Source organism: Kaistella treverensis, assembly GCF_900114045.1.
Lineage (GTDB): Bacteria > Bacteroidota > Bacteroidia > Flavobacteriales > Weeksellaceae > Kaistella > Kaistella treverensis.
The window spans coordinates 749,231-768,556 of record NZ_FORQ01000001.1; the positions used below are offsets into that span (position 1 = coordinate 749,231).

Below are 19,326 nucleotides of genomic sequence, written 5' to 3' on the forward strand. Positions count from 1 at the left end.
GTGTTTTTTTTGTTTTATAAAATCAGTAAAATGAAAAAAAAGGCTGAAATAGCAGCTAAAAAATTATTGTTCACCTCTCACATTATCGACTTCGTTGTTTATATTTGTTTAAAATTATTGAATGGAAAAAATAGATTCACTGAACCAGGTTGCTGAATTTCACCGGACTTTTAACGCACCGATTTTAGATGCACCACAAATCCCAAGCCCGGAAAGATGCGAACTAAGAATTTCATTGTTGCAGGAAGAACTAAACGAGCTGAAGGAGGCAATTGCCGAAAATAATTTAGTGGAAATTGCGGATGCGCTTTGCGACCTTCAATACGTATTAAGCGGCGCGGTTTTGGAATTTGGTTTGGGCGAAAAATTTGTTCCGTTATTTAACGAAGTTCACCGTTCGAATATTTCGAAAGCTTGTAACAGCGAAAGTGAAGCGGAAGAAACCATTCAGTTTTACAAAGAAAAAGGTGAAACTGCGTATGCGCAAAATTCCGGTGAAAAAATTAATGTTCACCGCAGCGCAGATCACAAAGTTTTGAAAAACAAATATTATTCGCCGGCAGATTTACAGTCGGTTTTAGAAAATTAAAAAAACAGAAATATTATATGAAAAAATTTACCAAAATTATACTTACAGCCGCTACCTGCATCCTGACTTTTCAATCTTGTGATTCGCAAAAAGTAGTGATCAATCGCGAAGTAGAAACCACAAATGACGGTAAAATGCTTTTAGGACACCAGTCAAAAGACCAATTGTTGAAAGAACCTTACAGCCAGTGGTATAATTTCGAGCACGACGAATACCAGCTCGACCAAAAAACCGTGGCGGAACTAAAAAAAGAAAAACTTAATTCTTACAATATGGTTTTGGTCATGGGAACCTGGTGTAGCGACAGTCACCGCGAAGTTCCGCGTTTTTTCAAAATTCTGGAAGCCACAGGTTTTCCGGATTCAAAACTGACGATGATTGCCGTGAACCGAAAATATGAATCACCAAGCGGTGAAGAAGGGCCGTACAACATCCAGCGTGTGCCAACGATCATCGTGAAAAAATACGGCAAAGAAATTGGCAGAATTATTGAAAGACCAAGCACCGGCTACCTCGAAAGAGATTTGCTCGCAATCATCAAAAAAGACAACACCTCAATAACCGACATTTTAAAATAAATTGAGAAAAAACCAACCACTTTTCTTCTTTCTGGGCGGCGCGGCGCTGATGCTACTCCTATTTTTGGTGTGGAATACCATGACCAAAAAAGTGGAAGACAAAGTGCAGAATGATTATTACATCATCACGAACCAAATTCGGAAAATGAACAAAATGGTCGTTATGGAGCAGGATTTTTCCAGTATGCAGAAAACCAAAATCACTTCACAGATTTTGGGCAGCTCCATTTTCCCGGCCGCGGAAAAAGAGCTCATCACTTTTACCAAAACCAACGCGCAGGTTTCTTATGATCTGAACAAAATGAAGGTAAAAGTAGATTCGGTCAACAAAAAACTAATAATTGAAGAATTGCCAACTGCTGAAATCCGTATTATTCCAAGCGTGGAAATTCAGTCCATGGACGATTCTTTTTTTGACCGTTTTACAGACAAAGATTTTCAGAAAGTCACCAAATCTGCAAAAGAAAACGCCTACAAAACCGTCAACCAAAACCGCTTGCGCGCAGAAGGCCGGAAACAACTTTTAGAAAATCTGGAGCAAATCTTTGTTTTGGCAAAGGCTTTGAACTACACCATCGAAGACCAAACCGGTCAACTTGATCTCAGCAAAACCTAAAAACAAAACAATGCACCACGACGAAACCAAAAAAACAATTGAATCCGACGTTAAAAAACAAAACCAGGACTTCCCGAATATTCCCGCATCTTCCGATAAAGTAAAATCTGAAGAAACAGTAAAAAAAGAAGTCAAAGAAGGTTCAAAATTAAATCCGGACGGAAAAACCGACAATACTGAAAAAAATCGCGAAAAGTAATTTTCGCTTTTTTTGTGCTTTTAACAGCCAAAAATTTAGTTTTAAAAAAAGCCGTTAAAGCAGCTAATTTTTTCATTTTAAAATTTTAAACATTCCTCAATTCAAAAAAAACGGCGCTAAAACGCCCCAAATTTTGATTTTTTGAAAACGAAAAAAAATGCCCGTAAAGCAGCTAAAAAATATTTCTGCAGTTGTTAAAAACTTCTAAAGTTTCCGCTAATTGAGCGCCTTGTCACGATTTTTGATGCACGTTAGTTACCAAATCACAAATTTTTAACGCAAAAATCAAAATTATGTCATACACCGTTGTGGGAATGTTCCCGACCAATGAAGATGCCGATCAGGCGGCAAACAAACTCAATAATTCCGGTTTCACCCAGGATAATTACAAGGTTTCGCGCTACTCCACCATCGGCGACCACGATAATCCCTCCGCCACATACAACTTCACTGAAGACAAAAATACTTCGGGTTTTTGGGACTGGCTTTTCGGTGACGACGATGATGAAAGACAAAAATACAGCTACGCCGGCACCAAAAGCAATATCGTTACCGTGTACGCGGATGATATGGACAAAGCCGAAAGAGCGCGCGACATTATGAACGAAAATGGCGCGATTGACGTAAATGAATTTACCAAAGACCGCTATCAGGATGAAGCGCGGACTTCCAGTGCAGATTTAAGCGAAAGAGAACGCGCCAGAATCATCAGCAAAGCAAAAAATAATCTCTACTTCATCGATGAAAACCGTACGTACACCAAAACCTACGACGGCATGGAAAACGACATGGATTCTCAGGGAAACGAAAATTAAAAACGAAAAAAACCATTAAAAAGGCCTCAAAATTTTGAGGTCTTTTTTTTTTAGGAGCAACACGATTTTGCATTCCTTCACCATTTCAACCCGCTTTCACTACTCGCTTCCCGATGAATCGGGAGAGCTCAGACACGCCGTTCAATCGGGGCTAGAAGTTTATTTTCCGCTTCTTCGAAAAGCTGTGCGAATACCAAAAATAATCCCGAAAATTTCGTATTTTTGCTGCTAAATTTTTCCCTAAAAAAATGATAAAAATCACTCTTCCGGACGGAAGCATCAAAGAATTTGACAGCGCGGTAACGCCGCTGGACGTAGCAAAATCAATCAGTGAAGGTTTGGCCAGAAATACCATTTCCGCAATTGTAGACGGAACGCAGGTAGAAATCACCACGCCGATAACCACAGATTCTACGATTCAACTTCTTACCTGGAATGATGATTTGGGAAAAAAAGCCTTCTGGCATTCTTCTGCGCACCTTTTGGCGCAGGCAATTACGGAGTTTTATCCGAACGCGAAACTTACCATCGGACCGGCAATTGCACAAGGTTTTTATTACGATGTAGATTTCGGCGACGAAACTTTGTCGGAAAAAGACTTTGAGAAAATCGAGAAAAAAATGCTCGAAAATGCCAAGAAAAATTCAACTTTCAGTTTATATCCGGTTTCAAAAGCAGATGCTTTAAAAGAATATGCCGACAATTTGTACAAAACGGAATTGATCAGCAACCTGAACGACGGTGAAATTACTTTTGTAACTCACGATAACTTCACCGATTTATGTCGTGGCGGCCACATCCCTGCCACCGGAATTGTAAAAGCTGCAAAAATATTGAACGCTGCCGGCGCATACTGGCGAGGCGACGAAAAAAACAAACAGCTCACCAGAGTTTACGGAATCACCTTTCCGAAACAAAAGGATTTAACAGAGTTTCTTGAAAGATTAGAAGAAGCAAAACGTCGAGATCACAGAAAACTGGGCAAAGAGCTCGGAATTTTTGCGTTTTCTGAAAAGGTTGGCGCAGGTTTACCACTTTGGTTACCAAAAGGAACTGCGTTAAGAAAAAAACTGGAAGAATTTCTTTCTGCAGCGCAGAAAAAATCCGGTTACGAATTTGTGATGACACCACACATCGGTGCGAAAGAATTATATGTGACTTCAGGTCACTGGGACAAATATGGCGCAGACAGTTTTCAGCCAATCAAAACACCAAACGAAGGTGAAGAATTCATGCTGAAACCTATGAATTGCCCGCACCACTGCGAAATTTACAAAGTCGGACAATGGTCTTATAAAGATTTACCAAAACGTTTTGCGGAATTTGGAACAGTTTACCGCTACGAACAATCCGGCGAACTTCATGGTTTGACACGAGTCCGTGGTTTTACTCAGGACGATGCGCATATTTTCTGTACTCCGGATCAGTTATTGGCGGAATTTGAAAACGTGATCGATTTAACGCTTTATGTTTTTAAATCTTTAGGTTTTGAAGATTTTGTAACTCAGGTTTCCCTACGTGATCCGGAAAATAAAGAAAAATACATCGGCAGCGATGAAAACTGGAAAAAAGCAGAAGACGCCATTATTCAGGCAGCACAGAAAAAAGGTTTGAACTATGTTATCGAAACCGGCGAAGCAGCTTTCTACGGACCGAAACTCGACTTTATGGTGAAAGATGCGCTAGGCAGAAAGTGGCAGCTTGGAACCATTCAGGTGGATTACAATTTACCGGAAAGATTTGATTTGTGGTACAACGGCAGCGATAACGAAAAACACAGACCGGTGATGATTCACAGAGCGCCATTCGGTTCTATGGAACGCTTCATCGCAATCCTTTTGGAGAATACGGCGGGTGATTTCCCATTATGGTTGGCACCAGACCAATTCACTATTTTACCGATCAGCGAAAAATATGTGGATTATGCAAAAAAAGTTTCACAATTGCTGGAAAATCACGATATTTGTGGCTTGATTGACGAGCGCAATGAAAAAACCGGCAAAAAAATCCGGGATGCAGAAATTAACAAACTGCCTTTCATGCTTATAGTTGGTGAAAATGAAGAACTGAACGGCACAGTTTCTGTTAGAAGACGTGGCGAAGGCGACCTGGGCGCTATGAGCGTGGAGGACTTCATTAATTACTTCAAAAAAGAAGCAAAAATTTAAAAAAATTTCAGAAATTAACCAATTAAAATAGACACCATAGCACAAAAATTTCATTACAGAGGTAGAGGTCCACAGAGACGTGTTCAAGAAGATTTGCACCAGATTAATCAAAAAATCCGTGCAAGAGAAGTACGTTTGGTAGGTGATAATGTGGAACCCGGCGTTTATCCGCTAGAAAAAGCTCTAGAAATAGCAAAAGATCAGGACTTGGATTTGGTGGTTATTTCAGATAAAGCAGAACCTTTTATCTCCAGAATCCTGGATTATAAAAAGTTCCTGTACGAGCAGAAAAAAAAGCAGAAAGAGCTTAAAGCCAAGCAGGTAAAAGTTGTCGTAAAAGAAATTCGGTTTGGTCCACAGACTGATGAGCACGATTACGAATTCAAAAAGAAACATGCTGAAAAATTCTTAGAAGAAGGTTCCAAACTGAAAACTTACGTTTTCTTTAAAGGACGTTCAATTATATTCAAAGACCAGGGCGAGATTTTGCTTTTAAAATTAGCGCAGGAACTGGAGCACGTTGGAAAAGTTGATCAATTGCCGAAATTAGAAGGTAAAAGAATGATTATGATGATGAGCCCGAAAAAACCAGCAAAATAGGTTGATATGCTGATGTGATGATTTATTAATTTGATGATTACACAGTACAAATTAAAAAATAAAAAAAAGAGGCTTTTTTGCCTCTTTTTTTTGTGATTTACTTTCATAAACATCTCATTCATTCATAAATCAAGTTTCTTTCTTGAATCATTTTTAATTAGCAATAACCATTAATCATTAATAATTAAGCTAAAAAAGCTTTTTTAAATTCCGGTTTTACACGGTGTTTCGTCGCCTGTTCAAAAGCGTAGGCCATCGCGATAATTTCACCTTCGCGGTAAGCGCCGCTGAAAAAGGATAAACCAACTGGCAAATCATACACTTTACCACACGGCACGGAAATGTGTGGATAACCGCTCATTGCAGCCGGTGCGGTGAGCGAAACTTCACCCCATTTATCGCCGTAAATCACATCGATGCTGCAGGCAGGTCCCATTGTTAAACCGGCGAAAGCGTCGAGGTTATATTTCTTCATTGCAGTGTCAATAATTTTTTTCGCGCCTTCGTGGCTGTTTTTTACCGCTTTTAGGTAGACCGGATCTTTCAAATCTTTTTTAGCTTCACTCTGTTCCAGCAATTCCTGTTTAAAAGTCGGCATCGCGGTGTCTTCATTTTCTTTATTGAATTTAATGACATCGGCCAGACTTTTCATTTTAGCGTTCGCATTCGAAAGATAATCATTCACACCGTCTTTAAACTCATATTTCAAAACTTCAAATTCATCATTTCCGAGTTTATTGATCCTGTCGACATATTCGAGCTCCACAATCGTTGCGCCCTGATTTTTCAGAACTTCCATTGCTTTTTGCTGTAATTCATTCAAAAACTGATTGGTAATTTTTTTCTTTTCTACGCCAATTCTTTTTCCTTTCAGGCCATCTTTTGTTAAAAATTTCGTGTAGCCGGTATTTTGACCGCGGCTTTCTTTGGTCACGGCATCAGCGTCGTCAACACCTGCTAAAACTTCCAGCAAAATAGCTGCATCTGCCACGTTGCGTGTCATCGGACCTGCGGTATCCTGAGTGTGGGAAATTGGGATTATTCCCGAGCGGCTAACTAAACCAACGGTCGGTTTTATTCCTACTCCACCGTTTATCGAAGCCGGGCAGGTTATTGAACCATCGGTTTCTGTGCCGACTGCAATTGCACACAGATTTGCAGCAACTGCAGAACCCGAACCTGCGCTTGAGCCGCACGGCGAGTGATCTAAAATATAAGGATTTTTGGTTTGCGCGCCCCTGCTGCTCCAACCAGAAGACGAATTCGTGGAGCGAAAATTTGCCCATTCGCTTAAATTCGTTTTCGCAATAATTACAGCGCCGGCATTTCGGAGCTGCGTTACAATAAAAGCATCTTTCTTGGCATAATTTCCGACCATTGCAAGCGCGCCAGCCGTTGTCATCATTTTGTCTGCCGTATCAATATTGTCTTTGATGACAACCGGAATACCGTGCAGCGGACCGCGTATTTTACCTTCTTTTCTTTCTTTATCCATCACTTTTGCAATGTTTAAAGCGTCTGGATTTATTTCTATAATTGAATTTAGTATCGGGCCGTTTTTATCAATTGCTTCAATCCGGTTCAGGTAAAGTTGGGTAATTTGCGCCGAAGTGTACATTCCTTTTGCCATTTTTTCCTGAAGTTCAGCAATCGTGATTTCATCCAGTTCAAAATTATCGTTAGATTCCTCCATGATTTTTTCCGGGCTAGAACCGGCTTTTTTTTCGGTAAAGGAGTTTGTGGCAAATATCGTGGTGACACCAAGCGCGGCCAAAGCTGAGTTTTTTAAAAAATCGCTTCTTTTCATCGGTTTTTTTTGAATTTAAAATTTCAGATAATTAAAAATACAAAAAAATCGCACGCGCCATTATTTCTTTTTATATATCGTGAGTGATTTGCAATTTCATCATAATATCGGTCTGTTCGTCGGTGCCAAGGAAAAAGCTGTGCTCACCGAATTTTTCGAAGCCGTTTTTGAGGTAAAAATTAATAGCGCGCTCATTTTTTTCCCAGACGCCGAGCCAGACAAAACCGACCTTTTTTTCTTTTGCAATCTGCATCGCGTGGTTGAATAAAATTTGTCCGACTTTTTTACCCAAAAATTCTTTTAAGACATAAATCCTTTCAATTTCGAGGGAATTTTCGTGTTGAAGCTCTGTTTGGGAATTTCCGGAATTTAGCTTGATATAGCCGGTAATTTTTGTGCCGCTTAGCGCGAAATAAAATTCTGAATTCTCCTCTGAAAGTTCCGCTGTCAAGCGCGACGTGCTTAAGGCTTCCGCTAAATATTTCTGCATATCTTCTGCAGAATTTTGCTCTGCAAAAGTTTCCTCAAAAGTTTGCCGGCTGATTTCCTGCAATTCTTGGAGGTTATTTAAGGTGACTTTTTTGAGGGTTATTTGGGGCATTTTTTCATTATTTTAAAGTTCTTTTATTCCGGTACGTTTTAAATATTCATATGTTGTGTCGTAATTTTCATGTGGTCTCGTATGGTCCGTATCCGAACCTTCTGGAATGAATAATATTAAACCTTCTCGCCCACGTGTTAATAGAACACGATACTTGTTTTTAATAAGCTGCTTTCTTTCATCTTGTCTTTCAAGTTGCCATTTAGTACCTTTAAATGCGTGAAAAGACCAACCCATATCTATTTTCCTAAAGTCATCTCCCCAGCAAAGACAAACCCAGTCAAGTTCCAAACCTTGCACCGCAAATTCAGTTGCTGGCAATTCTAAGAAGCAAGATGAACGAACATCTTCTTTAGGATTTAGAAACCAGTTTGCAACATCAATGTCTGCGGTTACATCTAGCCCAAAAGGCTTTAAACGTCTGGCACCAGAACTTGCTACTATACCAGTACGTCTGTGTCCTCGATTTTTATTTCTTAAAAACTTTCTTGCTGTTTCAAGATTGCGAGTTAAGAAAATTGGATAGTCTTTTAAATGATTTTGTAAAAGCTCCTTCGCTGTTAAAGGTTCATCTTCTAACAACGCTACGACCCATTCAGAAAGTTTTTCTGCTTTATATGATCGAATAGAAACTTTTAAATGTAGTTCTGGCAATTCTGTTATGGAAAGATTAGGCGGTACAATTTCGAAAAGCTTATAGTTCGCAATATTTGATGTTCCATCTTTAAGTTCTGGTGAAATGTAAATTTTCCAATTTGGAAACTTTTCATTTATTGTTTTTCCCCATTCTGCGAGTCCTGCTTCTCCGGTATTAATCTCCTGCCCACTTCCTATTAACGCAACAATAACAGCCCAACCTTCATTTCTATTCATTATGTTGAACAACATTTCTGCTTCTGAAAAGTTTCTGTCAAATTTTCTTTTTGAATGTTCCGCGTTCCAAGCTCTTTGAGCTTCGTCAAATAAAGTAATTTTGTCTTGTGGTATCTGGTCATTATTGTGGTAGAAGTCAAGAAACTGATGAACGTTCTGAACGAAAGCAATTTCTCTCCTTGATTGGACCAACGGAATCTGATTTCTTTTTGAATTATCTCTCGCTAATGCTTCCGTTAATACCTTTACTAATGGTCCGTTTCCAGAAAGGAAAACTCCTTTTCCGGAATGATTTTCAACGTTGTGAACTATATTTAAACCTGCCAAAGTTTTTCCTGCACCAGGAACACCTGTAATAAAACATATGATTTTTTCATCTTTCTCTTGAGCTTCTATAATTGCTTTTAATATCGCATTTGTGGTATCAGTTAAATTTTCTGAACCGGCGTGTGAACGAGAAATTTCCCTTACATCTTGTCTAGAAAATAGATGTTGAGCTGCTTCTATGATAGTAGGAGTAGGCAGATATTCACTATTGTTCCAACCAAGAGGATCTAGCTTCGTATTGGTTTGATCTGTATAGAACTCAAATGCGAATTTTATTGTTACATGTAAATTCTGTGTATTTGAAAACAATGTTGGTTTCACAAAGTCACCGTTGTCAAAAAATTGATTTAATTTTTCGTTCGCATGAGAGGCCCAAAGAATTGGTATTAGAGTACGTGAGGATGATTGTTTATGAAAATCTCTAAGATCTAAAGAATAGTCTTCAACTTGACTAACAGCGTCAGGTGTATATCTTGTTTCTTTGTCTTTAAATTCAATTACGAAAATTAATTCGTTAGCCAAAAGTATAACGTCAATGCGTTTCGATCGTCTTGGAATTGGATATTCTAGAATTATATACCAGTCCTCCGGGAGATATTGCAAGGCTTCTTGTAAAAATGTCACTTGATGAGACCAAGAATCTCTTGCAGTTAATAATAGCTGCTGATTTCTAACGCCAATAGCTAAATGACCAACAACAGTTTCATTGTCTGCTTTTAAAAATTCTGAAATTTTGTTTTGGTATTTTCCTGGCACTATGTTGTGGTATTTTTTAATTTTGGTGTACTCTCAAATATAAGCAATTTTAACAAATTGTTAACAAGAATGTTAATACAAATCGCATCCCGAGTTAGGGATAGCAGCGGCTACCCCGCAGGTCCAGCGCGGCCTAAAGGCCGCGCCGGACCGAGGAGTATGAGCGAATAGCCCGGCCGGCGGAAGTGAATGGTCGCGCGAGCGCAGCGAGCGCGATAATGAATGACCAACGGACACGCCCAAATACAAAAAAAAGAGACTTCAAGAAGTCTCTTTTAATTTAGAAATATGTTTTATTAATCTATCAGTCGTTTTTGTCTTTATTCGAGCTCAGGACACTTACGGCAACTGCTGTTACCGCAGCTGCGACCGCGATTTTTAAAATAAAACCTTTCTTGTTGTGTTTCCATTTACCGGGCCAGCCCAATTCGGCCGCAACGTTCGGAATATGACCTTTCGTGAAATCGTCGATAATGCCTTCCACTACTCCAACCCGGTCCGCCAACATAAGCGGAAGCCATCTGCCGTAGCTGGATTCACTGTACTTGAAAGCATATTCCCGGATTTTCCCGGCCACACCATGTGGCGGTGCTGCGGTACCAAAAACTGCAGTTAAGTTTGGTCTTTCCACGGATTTCAGGATTTCAACATCGGTTTCTTGCTGCACGGGCCGATCCCACGCGTAGCCTTGATGTTCTTCGTTCGTCCGCTTTTTAATGGGATAGGTGGGATCGTTCTGCGGGTCGGCATCTATGCCCCAACCTTTTATATGACTATGATCTGCCGGTTGACTTTTTTTAAAGTCTGAAGGCTTGGTTTCATCTGTATGCATGTTGTGATATTTTTAATTTTAAACACTTCTTAAGCTGTAGGCGGAATTAAAACAGTTTTAATACAGCCATCTAGCTTGTTCGAAAATATATGGTAAGCATCCGCCATTTCTTCAAGCGGTATCCGATGTGTAATAATTTCCTTCGGATTAATGATGCCGTTTTTCACATGTTCGATCAGTTTTGGAAGATGACGTTTCACGGCTGTCTGATTGGCGCGAATGGTAATGCCTTTGTTGACTACATTTCCAATGGGAACCAGCGCATCGATAGGTCCGTAAACTCCTACTATGGAAACGATTCCACCTTTTTTAACGGAGTTTATTGCCCAGTGAAGTGCTGTAGTAGAACCTCCCTGCAACATCAGTTTAATTCCCAAAAGCGTGTTCATCGTGTTACCTTTTGCCTCACAGCCCACAGCATCAATACAGACATCCGCACCGAGCGATTCGGTTTGTGTCTTGATGAAAACCACGGGATCGCCAATGCTGTTGAAATTGTAGGCTTCGCACTGCGCATATCTGGCGACAAACTCCAGTCTTTCTTCAATATGATCAATTACGATAACCCGTCCGGCACCAAAAAGCCAGGCAGATTTTGCAGCCATAATCCCAATTGGTCCGGCACCGAAGACCACCACTGTATCTCCTTTCTGGATTCCCGCCATTTCCGCCGCCTGATACCCTGTCGGCACCACGTCGGTCAAGAGAACGGCATCATCAGGATCCATCCAGTCCGGAATTACAGTTGGACCGACATCGGCATAAGGAACCCTGGCATATTCTGCTTGTCCGCCCTGATATCCTCCAGCGGTGTGTGAATATCCGAAAATTCCTCCGACTGCTGTAGCCATAGGATTCGATTCGTGGCAGTTGCCATAGAGTTCCTGTTTGCAAAAGGCACATTTTCCGCAAGAAATATTAAAAGGCACCATGACTTTATCTCCTACCTTTAATTTCTGTACGCCAGAACCAATTTCTACTACTTCGCCAATAAATTCATGGCCGAAAGTACTCCCCACACGGGTATCGGGAACAAGGCCATGGTATAAATGCAGATCGGAGCCGCAAATGCAGGATCTTAAAACCTTGACAATTGCGTCTTCCGGATGTTCGATTTGCGGCTCGGGCATATTGCGGTCGGCACGCACGCGGTATGGGCCGCGAAAGTTCATTGCTAACATATTCGTATATTTTTTTGGTGTATGGTGAAATCCGCATCAAAAGCAAGACCGCCATAGCGCAAAGTTTTAAACTTTATGATTTTTTATGAAATGGCTGAATCGGAGTACGTTGAGGATTTAAAAAAAATTTAGATTTAGATAAATTCGTTGTAATTGACCCGCGTGAGGGATAGCAGGGGTTACCCCGCAGGTCCGGCGCGGCCTAAAGGCCGCGCCAGACCGAGGAGTATGAGCGGAAAGCCCGGCCGGCGGGAGCGAATGGTGGCGCGAGCGCAGCGAGCGCCATAATGAGCGACCAACGGACACGCCCAAAACCCGCAGATATTTAAACCAAATATCTTTTCGTATTTGCACGGAATTTCGTACTTTTGCAGTCTGAAAAACGTGGAAATTCCCCTCAAGGTGCTTTCTGCGCGCGACAGAAAGAAATTGATAACAATATAAAAGCAGCAAGAAATGCCAAAATTAAAAACTAAATCAGGTGCTAAAAAGCGTTTTAAGCTTACCGGAACCGGTAAAATTAAAAGAAAAGGTGCTTTCAAAAGCCACATCTTGACCAAAAAAGAAACCAAGCAAAAGAGAAATCTTACGCAAACTTCTTACGTGGCTGAAGTGGACAAAAAAAGTGTTTTACGCCAATTAGCTTTAAAGTAGTTTTTATAAATCAACCGGTTTATAAGGATTCCAGAAATTCAAAAATTTTAACCCTGAAACGGTGCAAAAAAGTTTCGCCACGGCGAACGCCCTTTTCAAAAAAACAAATGTAAATTATGCCAAGATCAGTAAATGCCGTAGCTTCCCGAGCTCGCAGAAAAAAAGTAATTAAGCTGGCGAAAGGTTTTTTCGGTAGAAGAAAAAATGTTTGGACCGTAGCGAAAAACGCCGTGCAAAAAGCAATGCAATATGCTTACCGCGGTAGAAAAGAAAAGAAAAGAAGCTTCCGAAGCCTTTGGATCACGCGTATCAACGCGGGTGCAAGAGAACACGGGATGTCTTACTCCCAGTTTATGGGCGCTCTAAAATCTAACAATATTGAATTGAACAGAAAAGTTTTAGCTGATTTAGCAATGAATCACCCTGAAGCGTTCAAAGCAATTGTAGATCAAGTAAAATAAATGTAAAATTTTTGTTATCAATTATAATCCCGCATCTTATGATGCGGGATTTCTTTTTTTTGGGCAAAAAACGGCTATTTTTTTATTTTTTATCACGAGCAAGCAAAACTTCTTCAATATCGCTTAGCGAAAATGATTTTGCTTTCAACAAAATTAAAAAGTGATACATGAGATCGGCAGCTTCATTTTTAAAAAGCTCTGCATTATCGTCTTTTGCTTCTATCACAAGTTCCACGGCTTCCTCTCCTACTTTCTGCGCCACTTTGTTGATGCCGCGCTGAAACAAATCGTAGGTGTAGGAATTTTCGGATTTTTGGTCGATTCTACCCGAAATTTTTTCTTCTAATTCATACAGAAAACCTTTGGAATTTTTTTCACCAAAGCAGCTGAAACTTCCGGTATGACACACATTTCCCGCCGGTTTTACCTGAATTAAAAGCGCATCGGAATCGCAATCTTCCGCAATGCTTTCTACGAAAAGATAATTTTCCGATGTTTCACCTTTAAGCCAAATCCGGTTTTTAGTGCGGCTGAAAAAGTTAACTCTTCCTTCGTTTTTTGTAAGTTCCAGCGCTTCTTCGTTCATATAACCCAACATTAAAACCTGCTGCGTGCGGCTGTCCTGGATGATTGCCGGAACTAAACCGTTTCCTTTTTCAAAATCTAAGTTCATCTTACATTTATTTTGTTCATTTTTAAATTGCTTTTCAAGTCAGAAATCGTGATTTCGTTAAAGTGGAAAATGCTGGCTGCCAAACCGCCGGTAACATTTGTCTGCGTAAAAAGTTCAGTAAAATGTGCCATATTTCCCGCACCTCCCGAAGCGATGATCGGAAGCGGACAAATCTCTGAAACATTTTGAAGCATTCGGATATCGAAACCATTTTTCGTTCCGTCGAAATCCATGGAAGTGAGTAAAATTTCACCCGCACCAAGTTCTGTTAAGGTTTTTACCCAGTCTAAAGTTTTCCAGCCGGTTTTGATTTTGCCGCCGCTGATAAATACGTAATCTTCACCCGCAATATTTTTCGTATCAATGGCAACCACAACGCATTGATTACCGAATTGCTGCGCGATTTCCCGAATCAGTTCTGGCCGACGAACCGCCGCGGAATTGAGCGAAACTTTATCTGCACCGGCTTTTAATAAAGCTTCTACATCCTGAACAGATGAAATTCCACCGCCAATTGTAAACGGAATATTGATTTCTAAACTGAGTTTTTCCACCAGTTCAATCATCGTTTTTCTACCTTCGATTGTCGCGGTGATATCCAGAAAAACCAATTCATCAGCGCCGTCTTTCACATATTTTTTTGCGAGTTCTACGGGATCGCCGGCAATCCTTAGATCTTCAAACTGAACTCCTTTCACCGTTTTCCCGTCTTTGATATCCAGACACGGAATAATTCTTTTTTTAAGCATTTATAAAAATTTTTGGAGTTCTTTTAAGGAAATATTTCCTTCGTATAAAGCTTTTCCAATGATTGCACCGGAACAGCCGATATTTTTCAATTCTTCCAAATCTTTGATGGATGAAATCCCGCCGCTTGCGATTAAATCAATTTTAGTTTGTTTTAAAATCTCCGTATAAAGCTCAAAAGACGGCCCTTGCAACATTCCATCTTTGGAAATATCGGTGCAGATTACCGACTGAATTCCGTTCTTCTGATAATCCTTTATAAAATCTAAAACGTCCAAATCTGACTCTGTAAGCCAACCGGAAATTTTAACTTTTCGATCTAAACAGTCGGCGCCTAAGATTAATTTTTCAGCGCCAAATTCTCCTAGCCATTCGGCACAAATTTCCGGATTTTCTACGGCAATACTTCCAACCGTAACCTGACTTGCGCCGGCACTAAAAGCGTTTTTTAAATCCTGTCTTGATTTTATTCCACCGCCGAAATCGATAATTAATGCCGTTTTAGCAGCCAAAATTTCAAGCGTTTTCAGGTTTTTAATAGTCTTCGCTTTCGCACCGTCGAGATCAACGACATGTAAATATTGAATTCCGTTGGCTTCAAATTCTTTTGCAATGTCGAGCGGATTTTCATGATAGATTTTCTTCGTTTCGTAATCGCCTTTCGAGAGGCGCACACATTTTCCGTCGATAATATCTATAGCTGGAATTATTTTCATTTTATTTATTTATACCACAAAAGGCACAATAGTCTGCTATTCTTAAAGTAAATCACAAGAGCAAAAAAGTTTAATTAACGCCAATCTTTTTTGCGTACTTTATTTCGACAAGATTTCACCATTTTTTTGTGATTTTGAGGTTCCTGAATTATAGTTTTAAAAAATTTTCTAAAATTTTCGCCCCTAAAACCCCGGATTTTTCCGGGTGAAACTGCGTTCCGTAAAAATTATCTTTTTGCAAAGTCGCGCTGAAAGGCAAAATATAATCACAAATCGATGTCGTGCTTTCCCCGATTTCACAGTAATAGCTGTGCACGAAATAAAAGTTATCCTCGGCGGAAATTCCAGCTAATAATTCACCGTTCATCTGCTGCAAATTATTCCAGCCCATATGCGGAACGATGTCCGTCGCGGGGAATTGTTTTACTTCCACATCGAAAATACCAAGACATTTGGTGTTTCCTTCTTCCGAAAAATTACAAAGCAACTGCTGGCCGAGACAAATTCCCAAAAAAGGCTGCTTTAAGCTCGGAATTAATTCGTCCAGTTTCAAGTTTTTCAAATATTTCATCGCCGTGGAAGCTTCGCCAACACCAGGAAAAATAACTTTTTCAGCGTTTTTAATTTCCTCAAAATCTGAAGTGATGATGGTTTCAAAACCCAGTTTTTCTACGGCATTTTGTACAGATTTTACATTTCCGGCGACATAGTCAATAATTGCAATCATAAGGTTCCTTTTGTGCTTGGTATGGAGAAATTATTTTGATTTTGCTTTACGGCATCTCGCAGAACTTTAGCAAAAGCTTTGAAAATTGATTCTATTTTGTGATGTTCATTTTCTCCTTCACACTGAATGTTCAGGTTACATTTTGCGGTGTCGGAAAAGGATTTGAAAAAATGAAAAAACATTTCAGTAGGCACATTACCAATTTTTTCACGTTTAAAATCCACGTTCCAAACAAGCCAGTTGCGTCCGCTAAAATCCAGCGCCACTTGCGCCAGACAGTCGTCCATCGGTAAGGCAAAAGCATAGCGTTCAATTCCTTTTTTGGAACCTAAAGCTTCCGCGAAACATGTTCCCAAAACCAAAGCTGTATCTTCAATAGTGTGATGTTCATCAACTTCTAAATCGCCTTTTACTGTGATTTCTAAATCGAAATTACCGTGCTTTGAAATCTGTTCCAACATGTGATCGAAAAAAGCCAAACCTGTATTGATGCGCGATTTTCCGCTACCGTCGAGATTAAGTTCCACTGAAATTTCTGTTTCTTTGGTTTTTCGCTGAACTTTTGCTTTACGTGGAATTTGCTTTAAATATTGATAAATTTCGTCCCAGCTTTTCGTAGTTAAAGTAGCATCTTCAAGTATTTCTTCACCAATAAAAATGGATTTTGTTCCTAAATTTTTCGCCAGCTCAACATCCGTTTTTCGGTCACCAATGACGTAGGAATTTTCCAAATCATAATTTCCATATATGTATTTTTGAAGCATTCCGGTGCGCGGTTTCCGGTTTGGAGAGTTTTCCGATTCAAGACTTTTATCGATTAAAATGTCTGAAAAAAAAATATTTTCATTTTCTAAAGTTTTCAGCATTTTTTTGTGTGGAAGGCTGAAATTTTCTTCCGGAAAAGATTCAGTTCCCAAACCATCCTGGTTGGTCACCATCACCAGTTCATAATCCAGTTCAGTTACGATTTTTGCTAAATTCTGGATGACTTTTGGGTAAAATTCCAGTTTTTCTAAAGAATCTACCTGAAAATCTGTCGGCGGTTCAATAATCAATGTGCCGTCGCGGTCGATGAATAATACTTTTTTCATAATTAAATTTGTGCTAAAACATTTAGTAATTTGGAATTTTCTTCAGCTGTTCCGACGCTGATGCGAAGACAATTTTTTAAAGCCGGATGTCTTAAGCTTGTCAGAATTTTATTTTCAAGTAAAACTTGATACGCTTTTTCAGCATCTTTAAATTCGATCAGAAAAAAATTGGCCTCCGAAGTGTAAACTATTGTAATTTCTGATATTTGATTTAAACCATTTTTCAAGCGCACTTTTTCAGCCAGAATTTTTGAAATTTTTTCCTCAATTTGCACCGATTTTTTTAGCTGCTCTAAAGCAAGTTTTTGACTTTCTGAATTGATGTTGTACGGCGGTTTAAAACGGTTGAAAAAATCTGCAATTTCTTCAGACGCAATTCCGATTCCGATGCGCAAACCCGCCATTCCATAAGCTTTTGACAAAGTTTTCAGAACGATTAAATTTGGATATTTTGCTAAAAGTTTCACAGCTGAATCCTGTGCTGAAAATTCAATATAAGCTTCATCAACAACCACAATTCCATTAAAGTTTTGAATGTAAAATTCCAGATTTTCAATAGCATTTCCGGTTGGATTGTTCGGCGAACACAGAAATAAAATTTTGGCTGCTCTTTGAGCATTTTTTTCCAAAAAAGTATTTTTTTCCAGCTGAAAATCTGAATTTAAATCGAGTTTTTCAACCTTCAGATTATTCATTTTCGCATAAATCTCATACATCACAAAACTCGGACTCATCACCAAAATAGCATCTTTCCCAGGTTCGCAGAACAGCCGCTGAATGAGATCTATAAGTTCGTCGCTTCCGTTTCCTAAAAATAAATTTGCGGCTTTAACGCCATTTATTCCAGCTAATCTATTCTTTAATTCCAGGGGATTTCCGGTCGGGTAACGGTTGAATTCACCATATGGATTTTCATTAGCATCTAAAAAGGTCATTTTTTCGCGCATGTAAAAATCGCGCAAAGTCTGGTAAGATTTTAAACTTGCTAGATGTGGTCGCACCAATTTTTCTAAATTAAATTCCATTTTCAAGTGATTTTAAGCGCAGTGAAACTGCATTTTTGTGTGCTACTAAACCTTCCGCATCTGCCATAATTTCGATGGTTTTTCCGATGTTTTGGATTCCCTTTTTCGAAATTTCCTGAACCGTCATTTTTTTCACAAAACTGTCCAGCGAAACGCCGCTGTAATTTTTCGCAAAACCATTCGTCGGCAAAGTGTGGTTGGTTCCGCTCGCGTAATCTCCGGCCGCTTCCGGTGTATAATTTCCAAGAAAAACCGAACCTGCATTTGTAATTTTGGAAACGTAATTCCGTGGATTTTCAACAGCTAAAATTAAGTGTTCCGGCGCGTAAAAATTGCTGATTTCAATTGCTTCTTCCACGGACTTCGCCAAAATAAATTGGCTGCTATTCAGGGCAATTTTTGCGATTTCCATTCTTGGGAGTTTCAGCAATTGATTTTCGATTTCTTTTAGAGTTTTTTCTAAAATTTGCTCATTTGTGGTCAGAAAAACAACCTGAGAATCAGCACCGTGTTCCGCTTGGGACAGCAAGTCGGCCGCGCAAAATGCTGGATTTGCACGTTCATCGGCAATCAACAAAACTTCACTTGGACCGGCCGGCAAATCGACTGCAACGTTGTATTCCGTTGACAACTGTTTTGCCTGCGTTACAAACTGGTTTCCCGGACCGAAAATTTTGTCAACTTTGGGGATGCTTTCGGTGCCGAAAGTCAGTGCAGCGATTGCCTGCGCGCCGCCCACTTTAAAGATTTTTGTAACTCCACATAAATTCGCCGCATACAAAATAGCAGGATTGACGGTGCCGTCTTTTTGCGGTGGCGTACACAAAATTATTTCTTTGCAGCCCGCGATTTGCGCGGGAATAGCCAACATCAAAACCGTTGAAAATAGCGGCGCCGTGCCGCCTGGAATATACAAACCAACTTTTTCAATCGGTCGGGATTCGCGCCAGCAAACCACCCCTTCTGTCGTTTCGATTTCTACGGATTTTTCCCTTTGGGGAAAGTGAAATTTAAAAATATTTTCCTTTGCCTGCGCAATTGCATTCTTCAATTCATCGGAAACCTCTTTTGTCACAAATTCAATTTCTTCCGGTGAAACGGCCAAATTTTCCAGGTTTACCTGATCGAATTTTTCGGAGTATTTTTTTAAGGCAAAATCACCAGCATTTCTAACTTCACTGAAAATTTCCTGAACGGTATTTCGCAAGTTAGCTTTCTCAAGAACAGGCCGCTGTAAAAGAGTTTCCCACGTATTTTTTGCCGGGTATTTCAGTATATTTTTCATAATTG

General features: G+C 39.7%; 21 protein-coding genes. 9 read left to right on the plus strand and 12 right to left on the minus strand.

The annotated features are described in order from the left end of the window. Window positions 1–121 precede the first annotated feature (121 nt). The 7 genes from BMZ55_RS03580 to infC all read left to right on the plus strand — a co-directional run bounded on the left by BMZ55_RS03580 (window position 122) and on the right by infC (window position 5,565). The gene (locus tag BMZ55_RS03580) at window positions 122–589 is read left to right on the plus strand and encodes a pyrophosphohydrolase domain-containing protein (RefSeq protein WP_089818699.1); all 468 of its coding nucleotides are present in this window, start codon (window positions 122–124) and stop codon (window positions 587–589) included. Between the two features lie 17 nt (window positions 590–606). Beyond that, entirely contained in the window at window positions 607–1,167 is a 561-nt protein-coding gene (locus tag BMZ55_RS03585; protein WP_089818701.1) for a TlpA family protein disulfide reductase, read from the plus strand. Window positions 1,168–1,216: 49 nt separating this feature from the next. Further along, on the plus strand, window positions 1,217–1,783 hold the full coding sequence (locus BMZ55_RS03590) for a DUF4230 domain-containing protein (RefSeq protein WP_089819418.1): 567 nt from the start codon (window positions 1,217–1,219) through the stop codon (window positions 1,781–1,783). Window positions 1,784–1,793: 10 nt separating this feature from the next. Next, the gene (locus tag BMZ55_RS03595; protein WP_143068741.1) at window positions 1,794–1,982 is read left to right on the plus strand and encodes a hypothetical protein; all 189 of its coding nucleotides are present in this window, start codon (window positions 1,794–1,796) and stop codon (window positions 1,980–1,982) included. A 293-nt stretch (window positions 1,983–2,275) separates the two neighbouring features. Next, window positions 2,276–2,797: a hypothetical protein gene (locus BMZ55_RS03600; RefSeq protein ID WP_089818705.1), complete on the plus strand. Its 522-nt coding sequence runs from the start codon at window positions 2,276–2,278 to the stop codon at window positions 2,795–2,797. A 248-nt stretch (window positions 2,798–3,045) separates the two neighbouring features. After that, on the plus strand, window positions 3,046–4,965 hold the full coding sequence (thrS, locus tag BMZ55_RS03605; protein ID WP_089818707.1) for a threonine--tRNA ligase: 1,920 nt from the start codon (window positions 3,046–3,048) through the stop codon (window positions 4,963–4,965). A 93-nt stretch (window positions 4,966–5,058) separates the two neighbouring features. After that, entirely contained in the window at window positions 5,059–5,565 is a 507-nt protein-coding gene (infC, locus tag BMZ55_RS03610; protein WP_039344085.1) for a translation initiation factor IF-3, read from the plus strand. A 184-nt stretch (window positions 5,566–5,749) separates the two neighbouring features. Here infC and BMZ55_RS03615 read toward each other — a convergent pair whose 3' ends face one another. From BMZ55_RS03615 to BMZ55_RS03635, 5 genes are all read right to left on the minus strand, one after another. Next, a complete protein-coding gene (locus tag BMZ55_RS03615) occupies window positions 5,750–7,372 on the minus strand; it encodes an amidase (protein WP_089818709.1) in 1,623 nt (540 codons plus the stop codon). Between the two features lie 70 nt (window positions 7,373–7,442). Further along, on the minus strand, window positions 7,443–7,973 hold the full coding sequence (locus BMZ55_RS03620; RefSeq protein ID WP_089818711.1) for a GNAT family N-acetyltransferase: 531 nt from the start codon (window positions 7,971–7,973) through the stop codon (window positions 7,443–7,445). 12 nt (window positions 7,974–7,985) lie between these two features. Further along, window positions 7,986–9,929, minus strand: a complete 1,944-nt coding sequence (locus BMZ55_RS03625; RefSeq protein ID WP_177179775.1) for a DUF2075 domain-containing protein — start codon at window positions 9,927–9,929, stop codon at window positions 7,986–7,988. 304 nt (window positions 9,930–10,233) lie between these two features. After that, complete coding sequence (locus BMZ55_RS03630) at window positions 10,234–10,761, minus strand: hypothetical protein (protein ID WP_089818714.1); 528 nt, start codon at window positions 10,759–10,761, stop codon at window positions 10,234–10,236. A gap of 29 nt (window positions 10,762–10,790) precedes the next feature. After that, window positions 10,791–11,942, minus strand: a complete 1,152-nt coding sequence (locus BMZ55_RS03635) for a zinc-dependent alcohol dehydrogenase (RefSeq protein WP_089818717.1) — start codon at window positions 11,940–11,942, stop codon at window positions 10,791–10,793. Between the two features lie 456 nt (window positions 11,943–12,398). Between BMZ55_RS03635 and rpmI the strand changes: the two genes are divergently transcribed. Further along, window positions 12,399–12,596, plus strand: coding sequence for a 50S ribosomal protein L35 (gene rpmI / locus BMZ55_RS03640; protein ID WP_027377392.1), 198 nt, complete (start codon window positions 12,399–12,401; stop codon window positions 12,594–12,596). Window positions 12,597–12,712: 116 nt separating this feature from the next. After that, complete coding sequence (rplT, locus tag BMZ55_RS03645; RefSeq protein ID WP_089818719.1) at window positions 12,713–13,057, plus strand: 50S ribosomal protein L20; 345 nt, start codon at window positions 12,713–12,715, stop codon at window positions 13,055–13,057. An 82-nt stretch (window positions 13,058–13,139) separates the two neighbouring features. On the opposite strand, the gene hisIE is transcribed toward rplT, so the two are convergent. From hisIE to hisD, 7 genes are all read right to left on the minus strand, one after another. After that, the gene (gene hisIE, locus BMZ55_RS03650) at window positions 13,140–13,730 is read right to left on the minus strand and encodes a bifunctional phosphoribosyl-AMP cyclohydrolase/phosphoribosyl-ATP diphosphatase HisIE (protein ID WP_089818721.1); all 591 of its coding nucleotides are present in this window, start codon (window positions 13,728–13,730) and stop codon (window positions 13,140–13,142) included. Beyond that, window positions 13,727–14,479: an imidazole glycerol phosphate synthase subunit HisF gene (gene hisF, locus BMZ55_RS03655; RefSeq protein ID WP_089818723.1), complete on the minus strand. Its 753-nt coding sequence runs from the start codon at window positions 14,477–14,479 to the stop codon at window positions 13,727–13,729. Before hisF ends, hisIE begins: the two co-directional genes overlap by 4 nt. Next, complete coding sequence (gene hisA / locus BMZ55_RS03660; protein ID WP_089818724.1) at window positions 14,480–15,193, minus strand: 1-(5-phosphoribosyl)-5-[(5-phosphoribosylamino)methylideneamino]imidazole-4-carboxamide isomerase; 714 nt, start codon at window positions 15,191–15,193, stop codon at window positions 14,480–14,482. 148 nt (window positions 15,194–15,341) lie between these two features. Beyond that, entirely contained in the window at window positions 15,342–15,920 is a 579-nt protein-coding gene (gene hisH, locus BMZ55_RS03665; protein WP_089818726.1) for an imidazole glycerol phosphate synthase subunit HisH, read from the minus strand. Continuing rightward, window positions 15,917–17,011 carry a bifunctional histidinol-phosphatase/imidazoleglycerol-phosphate dehydratase HisB gene (gene hisB, locus BMZ55_RS03670; RefSeq protein WP_089818728.1) on the minus strand — a complete coding sequence of 365 codons (1,095 nt, stop codon included), beginning with the start codon at window positions 17,009–17,011 and terminating at the stop codon, window positions 15,917–15,919. The genes hisH and hisB overlap by 4 nt, the downstream gene beginning before the upstream one ends. A 2-nt stretch (window positions 17,012–17,013) precedes the next feature. Beyond that, a complete protein-coding gene (hisC, locus tag BMZ55_RS03675) occupies window positions 17,014–18,036 on the minus strand; it encodes a histidinol-phosphate transaminase (RefSeq protein ID WP_089818730.1) in 1,023 nt (340 codons plus the stop codon). Next, window positions 18,026–19,321 (minus strand): histidinol dehydrogenase, encoded by a 1,296-nt coding sequence (gene hisD, locus BMZ55_RS03680; RefSeq protein ID WP_089818732.1) that lies wholly within the window; start codon window positions 19,319–19,321, stop codon window positions 18,026–18,028. Before hisD ends, hisC begins: the two co-directional genes overlap by 11 nt. Between the last annotated feature and the right edge of the window lie 5 nt (window positions 19,322–19,326).